This window comes from Natronomonas sp. CBA1123 (genome assembly GCF_009741925.1).
Taxonomy (GTDB): domain Archaea; phylum Halobacteriota; class Halobacteria; order Halobacteriales; family Haloarculaceae; genus Natronomonas.
On the sequence record NZ_WPCC01000002.1, the window covers coordinates 18302 to 29129 of the forward strand.

11 protein-coding genes are annotated in these 10828 nt (G+C 57.7%); 7 read left to right on the forward strand and 4 right to left on the reverse strand.

The features are described from left to right. Positions 1-39 precede the first annotated feature (39 nt). The 3 genes from GJ631_RS01525 to GJ631_RS01535 form a co-directional block, all read right to left on the reverse strand. Positions 40-1263, reverse strand: coding sequence for a nitrate/nitrite transporter (locus tag GJ631_RS01525; protein ID WP_197424705.1), 1224 nt, complete (start codon positions 1261-1263; stop codon positions 40-42). Positions 1264-1713: 450 nt separating this feature from the next. Continuing rightward, on the reverse strand, positions 1714-1917 hold the full coding sequence (locus GJ631_RS18390) for a hypothetical protein (protein ID WP_197424706.1): 204 nt from the start codon (positions 1915-1917) through the stop codon (positions 1714-1716). A 5-nt stretch (positions 1918-1922) separates the two neighbouring features. Next, a complete protein-coding gene (locus GJ631_RS01535) occupies positions 1923-2951 on the reverse strand; it encodes a Cdc6/Cdc18 family protein (RefSeq protein ID WP_156707466.1) in 1029 nt (342 codons plus the stop codon). Positions 2952-3128: 177 nt separating this feature from the next. Between GJ631_RS01535 and GJ631_RS19145 the strand changes: the two genes are divergently transcribed. From GJ631_RS19145 to GJ631_RS01560, 6 genes are all read left to right on the forward strand, one after another. After that, entirely contained in the window at positions 3129-3260 is a 132-nt protein-coding gene (locus GJ631_RS19145) for a hypothetical protein (protein WP_255453889.1), read from the forward strand. 92 nt (positions 3261-3352) lie between these two features. Next, entirely contained in the window at positions 3353-3721 is a 369-nt protein-coding gene (locus GJ631_RS01540) for a hypothetical protein (protein ID WP_156707467.1), read from the forward strand. Next, positions 3718-4287 (forward strand): hypothetical protein, encoded by a 570-nt coding sequence (locus GJ631_RS01545; RefSeq protein ID WP_156707468.1) that lies wholly within the window; start codon positions 3718-3720, stop codon positions 4285-4287. The genes GJ631_RS01540 and GJ631_RS01545 overlap by 4 nt, the downstream gene beginning before the upstream one ends. Positions 4288-4886: 599 nt before the next feature. Further along, positions 4887-5921 carry a hypothetical protein gene (locus tag GJ631_RS01550; RefSeq protein ID WP_370518526.1) on the forward strand — a complete coding sequence of 345 codons (1035 nt, stop codon included), beginning with the start codon at positions 4887-4889 and terminating at the stop codon, positions 5919-5921. 105 nt (positions 5922-6026) lie between these two features. Then, positions 6027-6938, forward strand: coding sequence for an endonuclease/exonuclease/phosphatase family protein (locus GJ631_RS01555; protein WP_156707469.1), 912 nt, complete (start codon positions 6027-6029; stop codon positions 6936-6938). Next, positions 6896-9094 (forward strand): pentapeptide repeat-containing protein, encoded by a 2199-nt coding sequence (locus GJ631_RS01560; RefSeq protein WP_156707470.1) that lies wholly within the window; start codon positions 6896-6898, stop codon positions 9092-9094. The genes GJ631_RS01555 and GJ631_RS01560 overlap by 43 nt, the downstream gene beginning before the upstream one ends. Before the next feature lie 515 nt (positions 9095-9609). Here GJ631_RS01560 and GJ631_RS01565 read toward each other — a convergent pair. Then, on the reverse strand, positions 9610-10011 hold the full coding sequence (locus GJ631_RS01565) for a hypothetical protein (protein WP_156707471.1): 402 nt from the start codon (positions 10009-10011) through the stop codon (positions 9610-9612). A gap of 265 nt (positions 10012-10276) precedes the next feature. Here GJ631_RS01565 and GJ631_RS01570 point away from each other — a divergent pair, with 265 nt between their 5' ends. After that, positions 10277-10801 (forward strand): vWA domain-containing protein, encoded by a 525-nt coding sequence (locus GJ631_RS01570; RefSeq protein WP_231753849.1) that lies wholly within the window; start codon positions 10277-10279, stop codon positions 10799-10801. Positions 10802-10828 lie beyond the last annotated feature (27 nt).

The window sequence follows — 10828 nt, forward strand, 5'->3', positions numbered from 1 at the left end:
CCCCAGCGAAACGCGATAACGGTCACCGAAGTGACGTGGCTACGATTCGGGGGCGAACCAGGCAAGGACGAGGCCCACCACGGCGATTCCGGCCGCATAGGCGAATGCGCTGGTGTACGTCTCCGTCGTGTCGATTAATACGCCCGCGACCAGCGGTGCGCTGAATGCCCCGGAAACACCTGCGGTTCCGAGCAACGAGAGGGCGGTCCCCGACACGTCCAGGTCCACCGACTCCTGTACGTAGGTGTACACGACCCCGAAGGTGAGTTGGATGACGAACCCGGAGACGACCAGTAAGAGCGCAATCAGCCGAACGCTCGACGTGCGAGCGATGAGGAGTACAACGGGGAGGGCCACCAGGAACGAGACCTTGATGACTGGTAGCCGGCGCCGCCCGAGCACCCGGTCGGAGAGGTAGCCACCGCCCGCCCGCGAAACGACGCCCACTGCTGGAAACAGCGAGGCTAGCAGGCCGCTGAGGCCCAGCGAGATGCTGAAGTTCTGAGACAAGTACGTCGGCATCCAACTGTTCATAAACAGGTACAGGGAGTAGGCCGCGAAGGCCAGAACACAGCCGAATCGCACGGGTCGTGATTGGAGCACCTGTGAGAAGTTCTGAATCGCGGTTTCGGAGGTCTCCCGTGGCTGTCGTTGAACGAACCGAAGCGATACCCCGAACACTGCCAGTGCAGCAACGGCACACAGCGCTACGATGAGGAAAGTGGCTGCCCAGGCGTGTGAGCGCGCGACGATTGGTGTCACGATTTGGGCGAGAGCGAACCCGGCCGGCGCACTCGTCGTGAACAGTCCGAGCGCCGTCCCCCGAGTGTCGTGGGTAAACACCTGCCCGACGACGTTTGCCGATGCGGTCCAGATGACTCCGATACCGGCACCGGCGATGACACGTGCCACGAGGAGCAGCCAGAACAGGCCGTTCGCTCCGGCCCACCAGCTGAGTATCGATGCGCCAGCGACGGTGAAGGTGGCGGCAACCGTCGCTGTCACGTCGCCGTACCTGTCGATCCCGGCACCCAATAGGAAGTTCGTTACCGCCCACGCTCCGGGCGTTGCACTAACAATCCAGACCGCGGTCGAGGAGGAGACGCTGAACTCCGACGTGATAATCGGGAGCACGCTCGCTGGGACGATGATGTATCCCTGGGTGACCACCGAAAGCAGCCAAGCCCCGATGAGACACCCGATTGCGCTCCGCTGGTCGGTGAAACTGGCAGTCGAGACCGAGGAACCAGTTCGGGTTGCCATTACTCGAAGACTCCCCGCTTTGACGGTGAGTACACACCCGGATATGGCAGGTCCCATCCAGCAATCGGAGATTCACAATCAAGGCTTGGTTTGAGGGTAATCGGGGGTTCTGTGACTTACGCCCCGTATTCAGCACGATGCCCGAAACTCCATTTTATAATTACTTGCGTGAGGATTCTGGCCTGTCTGAATCTGCCATAGTCCCGTTCATCTATCATCAATCGGCGGTGAGTGCCAGTATTCGATCCTCGAATAGTCTTTCGAGTGCCGTCCATAGGATTTCCGTTGGAACCGTCTTGCTGAACCGCGCCCGCTCGTGGCCGTCGTCTTCGCGCTGTGGAGTTTCGTATTGGAAATGCAGTGGGCCAAGCTCTGAGTAGTCGTCGTCTCGGTGCCACCCACAATTGAATCCCGTTCGGGTCGGCGTAGTGAATCCGATAGAACGCTGTCTCATCGGCAACCGCCATTCGAATCCAGCGTCGGTATCTCAGGCCCGGTCGGCGGAACGATACGGTCGGGGTCGATTCCTGCCTGGAGGGACCGTTTGATGATGCTGTCTGGTTTGTAGACGACGTTCGTGGTGACTGGATGCCGTTTCAGCACATCTCGGAGTCCCTCGTAGGCCGAACAGTCGGTCGTTCCTGAAAGCCCCATCTGCATTACTGCACCGGCGACGCGGCGGCCGAATCGACAAGCGAGTATTCTCGGTCCCGGCTTGTTCCCTTGGCTTCGAGGAGGTTGTACTGGGCCATCTTGGAGAGATACGACCGAACCGTCCGCTTCGTCCGGGGGTCATCGACTTCTTCGCTGTAGCGGTCGTGAATCTCACTTGGACTGAGCGGACCGCGGTCACGAACGATGTCGTAGACTGTCCGCTGATGGGGCGTGAGTGAATCGAGGCTCTTCTGTCTGATCTGGGCACGGGCATCCTCGGCGGCGTCCAGAAGAATATCATCGGTAATCCGCCCACGATTTTCGCGGTCAGCCTTGTTAGCGGCCGTCCGCAGGATACCGATGGCGAGGCGGGCGTCGCCGGCGGCCGCATCGGCGATCCGATAGAGCTGGTCGTCGTCGACAACGTCCTTCTCAAGCCCCCACTTCGCTCGGGCACTCACGATGTCGTACAGTTGCTCGTCGTGATATTTGTCCATCCGGACGTGTTCGCTGGAGCGCAGCCGGCTCACGAGACGGTCGTCGACGCGGCTGAACAGCTCCTCTTCTTTGTTCGCGATGCAAATGATTGCGAACTGCGGGAGGCTATGGAGGTCGTAAATGACGCTTGGGTCTTCGAGCTGGTCGGCTTCGTCAAGGATGACGACCGTCCGGGGGCCGTCGTGTTGCTGCAGGCGGTCGATGAGTTCGTCGTGTGGTGTCGACTGCCGGTGGATGTCGATAGTCGCGCCGATGTCGTCGAGAATCTGGTAGAGCGCTCGGAATCGGGTGTAGTTTCGCCAGCAGTTGACGTAGGTGGCCTCAACGTCGAGGACCTCTTCCCGAAGACGCTCGGTGACGAATTTCGAAATACAGGTCTTTCCAGTCCCGCTCGGCCCAGTGACGACAGCGGTATCGGCGGGATCGCCGTTCGTGATCGGTTCGAGGACACTGGAGAGGTGGTTGACCTCGGCGTCGCGATGCTCGATTTCTCGAGGGACGAACCCGGCCCGAAGCACGCGAGCATCACGAATCATCTGTTGTTGACAGCCCTGTTTTTTTGGCTAGTACTAAAAAACGTAACCGGGGTGTTTCCGGAAACGACCCATTTTATGTTCTCGCAACTGGCCCAATCAGCGCGCTGTGGTGCGTTTCTTGTTTGTGGAAACAAAGCGTTTCAGGGATTTCCCGAATCAACTCACAGGGTGCAAGTGATGCAGCAGACGCTCATCGAACCGGTCCGGACCGCCACGAACGGCCTTGAGATGCGCAACGTCGACGGCGTTCGGATCGGGACCGCAGTAATCTGGTTCCTCGAGCAGCTGAACGCACAGGGCGACGGCTGAGACTGGCTGGACGGTCCCGTCAGGCTCCGATGTGCAAGCTCTGTGCATACGCCGAAACGGTTATCACTCTATGTGCAGAACTTGCACATAGAATGAGCGCAAGCGACGATCCGCGACGGGTCCATTTCCAGTCTCCGGAGTATCTCGTCGACCGACTGGATGCGATCGCGGAGCTCTTCGATAAGGATCGGACAGATCTGCTTGTCGAGGCGATTCGTGAGTACATCGAAGACACCGCCGATAGCGAGACGTTCCAGGAGCTCGTCGCGACGAAGTACTACGACGACCAGCTTGAGTTCGAGACGGTCAAGCAGCTGGTCGGCGCCGAGACTGCCCAGCGACTCCGTCTTCTCAAAGCGGATCTCGAGGATGAACCACTCGATCTCGCTGCCCCCGACGACGTCGACGTCTACGATGGCGACGCGACGGCGGTCGAGACCGGAGCCGACGACGAGCGATGAGCGGCCGGCGACTGCGAACGGTTGTCGCCGACACTAGTGCGCTCGTCAGTCTCGCGGTTCCCCGAGCCGACGCGACCGTCGGTACCGACACCCCGGATCCGTTCCAGTATCTCCTCACCTCGTGTGAGGTGTTCGTGCCGCCAGAAGTGGTCGCGGAACTCCGTGATATCACGCAGTATCAGGATATCCACGCCGCGGCTGCGAACAACGTCCTCGCGGCCCGCGACTACTACACGATTGACGACCCCTACGAACGCGAGGATACACCAGACTCGCGGCCAACGTTTGGCCTTGACGACGGCGAAACCGACGGCATCGTCCTCGCAAACGCGCTTGATGTCGATGGGTTTCTCACCGACGAATTCGGCGGAACGAACTTCCCGCTCATCCACGCCGTTCTTCAGGGGCCGCGGATCGTCCCGACACCACGCCTCATCGTCGAATACGCTCGGAACGGACATCTGAGCCCCGAAGAGGCTCGAACGCTGATCACGACGATTAGCCCGCATCGGAGCTGGGAGAATAGTCCCTACGTCACGCAATTGCTCCACCGTCTCGAGGAGTAACCAGCCTTCGAGTGGCGACGCCGAACACCCAGCGTCGGCGACGGCACTCGAAAGCCCTCGGCCGCTCGGCATCCCGCGACCGCGCGCGACTGCGTCTCGCTGGCCCTCGTTCGCTTCGCTCACGAGAACGCCGCTGCGCGCCTCGTCCCTGCGGTGCCCTCAGGCGATGCCTGAGGACTAGCGAGAGCTTCGCTCTCGCGTCGCTTGCGAGGTCGGGGGACGTTCGCGGCGCTTTGCGCCGCGAGATCGGGAAACGCAGTCTCCCGGCGACCGAGGCGCCCTCGCCCTTTCTGAGCCCGTTAGGACGGTTGATGGCAGGCCGAGTGACGTGGTGCCACCGGAAGAGCTCGCCCAGCAACTCGACGCCGGCGGGACGGAGGGCTGAGACGACCCCACCGCATGGCGAACGACGCGGCAGAACCTCTCGACGTTGCCCAAGCCACGCTCGCTTACGAGGCCAACCACCAACTCTCTGTCTGAGCGATCACGGTCGACGAAGAGTCCGGATCGATCTAGCTCTTTTGAAGAGGTTTTGATTGTTTACTGCGGGAACAGGTCCCTGACGATACTTTCATCACAGATCACGGCGATTCGCCTGCGTGTATCTCTACACGCCCGACGAAATCGACCGCGAACGGGCGCACCATCAGGCGGTCATTCAGGGGGCCGACGACATCGACGGGAAGCGAATCGGCAACCTTGGCGAACTCGCCTTTGAGCAGTTCTGTCGTGAATACCTGCCCGTCGAGCTATGGGAGTGGCAAAACGAGGCCGCCATCCGCCGGTGTAACCCCGAGAGCTTCTCGGGTTATGACTTCGAGGTCTTCGGCTACGAGGTTGATATCAAGACTTCGCGAGACGTCTCCGCATTTCGACCTGCAGCCCTCCTTGAGAACGATCCCGACGACGACATCATCGTGATGGTCTGGCACCGCGACAACGAGGACGCGCTCATCCTGCTGGGATGGGAGCGGACAGAGACCCTCAAATCGAAGGTCAGCACGCAGTCGGCCTACTCCGGGGAGGAACCAGAGAAGCTCGCCCACCTCGCCGCCCGCCCGATGAACGAGTTCCACGAACTTGGCCCGAACACGGCACATCTCAACCAGAAACCGCAGAACCCGTTCACACCAGGCGATCGAGTGCAGAAGGCGGGCGACTCGGAGGCATCTGTCGCCGTCGTCGTTGAGGTCTTGCCGCCGGAAAAGGAGGGACAAGTCTACGGACAAACGATGGATGGTGAGGCAGTCAGCGTCGCGTTCCCGAGTTCGCTCGACGAGGGGCCGGGGGATTGGAGAACGATCCACCCTGCCAAGCTCGCCTCCTACTGTGACGATCAAGATATCGGCCTCTACACCTACAAGCACACCAACTTGGAGTTTGCCGACAATCCGTTTGCGCCCGGTGACTACGTCATCAAGACGGAATACGACGACCCCGATCTCGCCGTCGTGGTAGCGGTCGACGAAAATGAAGCCGACCGTGACATAAGCGTCGCCTTTCTCAACCAGTTCGACTCCGAAGACGACCAGCCATACGTCCAGCCGGCAGACCTCGTGGGGCGGTGTGAAACGGACGGTGTAAAACAGTACACCTACCATCACTCGGCGCTTGAATTCGAACCGCCGGTGTAACCCGCCTTCCGACTTTCCTATCTCGCGATTACCGTTAGTACATCGGCTGAACTCATCATTAATGGCTTTCAGAATTAATGTGGTGGGGAGTCAACACACTGCCAAATGAAGATTCTATCGTGGAACGTCCAAGGGGCGTTCCCCTACTATACGCCGATCGAGCGCATCGAAAACCAGATTCAGTACATCGAACAGACAGCTGACTGTCCGGACATTCTCGCCCTGAACGAGGTCAACCGATTCCGACAGGAGACATGGCTGGATGGTCTGGCAGAGATTGGCTATACTGATCTCGTTCATACGCTTGATTGGGCCGAAGAATTGGGAGAAAGCGACGTTCCGCCGCACCAAGATTTCAACCACGTGAATGGCAATCTCACTGCCATACATGAAACCTGTCGTGGCAACGCACTCACTCGAGTGCACCCAAGCATTCGAGAAGGGCCATGGGAAGACACCGATCTGAAAGATTGGGATACGAACTTCCCGGAGAAGATTCTGCATGCGACGGTCGAAGTGGATGAGTCGACGCTTGACATCTGGAACATTCGGGCGGTTCCGGGCAGCATGCACGGCGAAGAGAAAATCAAGATTCTGGAGAACACGTTCAACAGAATCAGCAAGGGTTGTGAACCACCGTGCATCCTCACAGGTGATTTCAACGCCCCTGACCGTGAATTAGCGGATGGCACTCTCATCCCATGGCGGGCCGAGGAAGACGGAGAGCTTGCCGACCGATGGACCGAAGCCGAGTGGAATATCCTCCGCGGGTTGGAAGACGACGGAATGGTGGATGTGTTTCGCGAGGAACATGGCTACGGCGACCTCGATATCTTAGATGTGAGCCATGCCACACAAACAGCAGAGCCGTTGACAGTGCCGCCAGCCGCCGTGGAAGGCAAACGATTCGATCATCTGATAGCGTCAAGTGACCTGCACGCACAGCACTGCTGGTACGATCAGGAGGGCTTCAGATGCAGCGACCACGCGCCGCTTCTGCTGGAGTTTTCTCTCTAATCCGATCTACGCCCGACTCACGATTACGACGTTCGCCTGAGTTCGCCCCCAGCTATAATTGGACAGCCAAACGAGTAAGGATCATGTCCCACTCTTCCTCAAGGCAGTGTACGTACGTCTACGATCCCCCAGGTGGTGTAACTCCCGATGACCGGGTGGACGTTACTCGACCCGAGTACGAACCATGCCCGCACGAGGTAGCTGATACCGACGAAAGCCGCTGTCTCTTCCACCAAGCCGAGACTGAATACCCAAGCGAGCGGTTTACTGAACAATTCCAACAGGCACTTGCCACCGAGACGGTCTCGCCGACGTTTACAGGCGGCCAGCTGGAAGGACTTGACCTCGCCGGTGAGACGGTCACGACGAGTGGAGGTGACCCAATCGATCTCCGCGGTGCGCTCATCAACGGCGATTTGGACTTGAGCGATGCAACGATCGAGGTACCGTTGTTACTCGATAATGCGTCGATTACCGGCTCGGTACTCGCCGAAAACGCGGAATTCCAAGGGCCGGTGAGCCTAGTTGGCGCCAACATCGACGGAATGCATTGCCGGGGTGCAAGTGTCAACGGCGGGCTCGTCGCAAACGACCTGAACACCGGATACGTTGATGCCCGTGGACTCTCTGTGGATGGACCACTTGTCCTTGATCGAGCATCGTTCGCGTCGAACCTTTTAATCGCTCGGACGACCGTCGACGGGACGTTTTCGCTGGAAGCCGCGGAGTTTAATTGGAGTCTCGATGCCACGAGTCTCTCCGTGGCCGGTGATTTGATCGCCAATGACGTGAGTATCGATGCAGAATGTGACTGTATTGCGGCGGAAATCGGTGGGGGCGTTGAGTTACGGAAACTTCAGGTTGGCGAGGAAACCGATTGGAGTCACGCGAAAATCGGTGGAAGTCTGACGGCGCTGGACGCTCGGTTTGGTGACGAAGCGAACTTTTCGGATGTCACCGTCGGTGGCGAGGCTGCCATCTTTGATGGGACGCAGTTTACAGCGAAGGCCGACTTTGCAACGCTGACCCTCCGTGACGGCCGAGCATCGTTCTCGGATGTCGCCTTCGGTGGAGAGGCCTGGTTCACACATGCGACGATCGGTTCTGTGGCCGATTTCAGCCGAGCTACCTTTCAGGGTATGGCTCATCTCCGGGATGCGGCATTCGAGGGCGATCTTGTTCTCAGAGGTATTGAGGCAACGGACCAGTTCTTCCTCCACGGCTCAACCATCGACGGTGACTGTGAGTGTACCGACGCGTCGTTCGTCCACTTCCAGTTTTCGGCGACGGTTCGCCAGAAGGCGGATTTCAGCGATGCGACGTTCGACGAGAAGGCACTGTTTCGAGCGAGTACGTTCGGTGACCGCGTGTGGTTTGACGGCGCCGCATTCGCGGGGCATCTGGACTTCACCGATGCACGATTCACCGGGAAGACGACGTTCGACGACACGGAGTTCTTGGTTGACCCGACATTTGAGGACACGCGCTTTGCCGTCACACCGGATTTGAGCGCGGCACGGTTCCCACTCGCAGATGACATCGATCTCGCGGACCGGCGGGAACAGATGATCCTGGCCCATCCCGAGTCCCTCCGCAACGAGGGGCAACGGCTGCCGATTGCGCAAGTGCAGGGCGAATTTTCGGTTCCAGCGCAGTCAACGCATCTCGTCGAAGACGATCTTACAATTACGCATGGGGTGGCGCAAGCCTTGGCGGATTTCGACCCGCGAACGTGGCACGACACCGTTGAGGAGCCGCTACGGACGGCCCGAACGGCGGTGGCTCGACTCCCCGATAGTGAGGCCGGCACCCTTGTTTTCGCGTTGCATCTCGACACTACCGGGCAACCGACTGCCGACAGTATTGAGAATGTTCTCGTCGCCGGCGTGTACTGTCGCTACGACGATTCGATCGTGTTCGGGCATCTTGACCCGGCCTTCCTCGAGGCGGACTATCTCGTCCCGATTCCGGCGTCTGATGATGCCTTCGAGTCCGGTGCGGCGGTGGCGACTTCAAGCGAATTGTCGAAGGCTGCTATTCGGAACGAACGGTTCCGCGCTGCGTTACTCGCCAAGCAAGACGATGATGAGCCGCCGATTCATAGCTTGGTCGTGCCGGTGTTGGTTGGCGCTGGAACGCTTGATGAGGCAGATTGACGGGGAACCTTCCATCCGAGTCCCACGTGTGATGGCACCAAACAGAGAACATCGGCCCTGTAGGACAATCAGAAGGTGACATTTCTTGCCCTGGTTGCGGTCATTACAGATGCGTTACAGAGTAGCTCCATCCACCAGTTGGGTAATCGCGAGTGCATAGAGAGATTCACAGTTATCACACCTGAGATGGACTTCTGCCTCCGCTTCTTGCTCAGGGTTCCAGTATGTTTTCTTACCATATTGACATTCGAACTCGATTCCCATTCCACTCATTATAGCCTACTGAATATCACATGGGGCATCACGATTGGGGCAAGCTAATACGGGCTTTTATAAACACAATCTCCGCTCTCTGTGGCACTTCTATCGACTGACTCTTCCAGTTCGTTTCATCTGGAGGCGTCTGTGATTGACTCGTCCCACAAATCGCTCAGTATAGAATACTCTCGTATCAGTCAACTGGCCGACTTACCCAATACCTACTAGGAACGGGATGCGAGATACATAGAATGTAATCAGTAAGCTAGAGGTGGAAAAGATTCGTAATTCTCACGAATCCAATTGATTAGTTCTTCCCCGTTCCCCGTGTTTAGTTTACATATTATGTCGCCAGAAACTCGAGTGCTGATGTCAACAGCCACGCCCAGATTCACAATCGACTCATTTTTGGGTTTATGCTTGAGCAAAGTACCGTACTCTACTTCAACGTGGTATTCCTTCTCTGTGAGTATCTCTAGCTGCCTTATTGGCAGCGGATATATGTAAGCGTAAAGCCCGCCACCGAGTCGTCCGTGAAGTTTGGTTTCTGCGGGGAAGCCTCCCTCTTGAGAAGACATTCCTTTCACGTTATTTTTGATGGTCTGTACAGCATCAGGGGTTGGTCTCTCTACTACTTTATATCGCCAGTCGTTGAACATACGAGATACTATGCAAATCTATAATCATAAATGAGGATGTAATTTTACTTTCGTATTGAATTTAGAAAGATACCAGGTGGGTGCTTTGCATTCAGTAGATTGTTTCGAAAAATCCCTGTGTCTAACAGAAAAACTGACGCTCAATACCCACCTCTCCCGGCCAGCTCTTTCATTTTGTGTTGGGTGAAAAGAATCGTATTTCAACAGAGCCGGAAGATCCTATTTGCCACCTAACATTAATCCGCGAGTGGATATACTTCCGCATATGGATACGCACGTGACCTTCGTGTTGGACTCTTCGGGGTCGATGTCGAAGATTGAGGACGACACGAAGGGCGGATTCAACGTCTTTCTTCAGGAGCAACAGGAGGGAGAAGGGACTGCCACGGTCACGCTGTACGATTTCGACTCGACGGTCGAGTTAGTCTACCGGAACCGACCGATAGCCGACGCACCAAAACTCGATAACGAGAACTACCGTCCGGGTGGGAAGACCGCACTCCACGACGCGATTGTCCGTGCCGTTGATGAAACCGCCGAACAAATCGAGACGACGGCTCCTCGCGACCAGCCTGAGAACGTCATCATCGTGGTGCTGACTGACGGCAAAGAGAACGCGTCGGAAACACCACAGGATGTCGTTCGAGACCGGGTCGAGGAACGCCGCGAGGAGGCTGGATGGGAATTCCTCTTTATCGGTGCCAATCAAGACGCTGCCCTTACCGCCCAAGAGATGGGGGATGGATCAGGACAAGTCACTCGACATGAGCCACAGCGGCGAAGGTGCTGAAGAGGCGTATCGGTCTACGTCGCAGAG

What these genes read in the sequence shown, in the direction of transcription:
- GJ631_RS01525 (WP_197424705.1), bottom strand. Translation starts at nt 1,263, where the DNA reads ATGGCAACCCGAACTGGTTCCTCGGTCTCGACTGCCAGTTTCACCGAC.
- GJ631_RS18390 (WP_197424706.1), bottom strand. Translation starts at nt 1,917, where the DNA reads ATGGGGCTTTCAGGAACGACCGACTGTTCGGCCTACGAGGGACTCCGA.
- GJ631_RS01535 (WP_156707466.1), bottom strand. Translation starts at nt 2,951, where the DNA reads ATGATTCGTGATGCTCGCGTGCTTCGGGCCGGGTTCGTCCCTCGAGAA.
- GJ631_RS19145 (WP_255453889.1), top strand. Translation starts at nt 3,129, where the DNA reads ATGCAGCAGACGCTCATCGAACCGGTCCGGACCGCCACGAACGGCCTT.
- GJ631_RS01540 (WP_156707467.1), top strand. Translation starts at nt 3,353, where the DNA reads ATGAGCGCAAGCGACGATCCGCGACGGGTCCATTTCCAGTCTCCGGAG.
- GJ631_RS01545 (WP_156707468.1), top strand. Translation starts at nt 3,718, where the DNA reads ATGAGCGGCCGGCGACTGCGAACGGTTGTCGCCGACACTAGTGCGCTC.
- GJ631_RS01555 (WP_156707469.1), top strand. Translation starts at nt 6,027, where the DNA reads ATGAAGATTCTATCGTGGAACGTCCAAGGGGCGTTCCCCTACTATACG.
- GJ631_RS01560 (WP_156707470.1), top strand. Translation starts at nt 6,896, where the DNA reads ATGCAGCGACCACGCGCCGCTTCTGCTGGAGTTTTCTCTCTAATCCGA.
- GJ631_RS01565 (WP_156707471.1), bottom strand. Translation starts at nt 10,011, where the DNA reads ATGTTCAACGACTGGCGATATAAAGTAGTAGAGAGACCAACCCCTGAT.
- GJ631_RS01570 (WP_231753849.1), top strand. Translation starts at nt 10,277, where the DNA reads ATGGATACGCACGTGACCTTCGTGTTGGACTCTTCGGGGTCGATGTCG.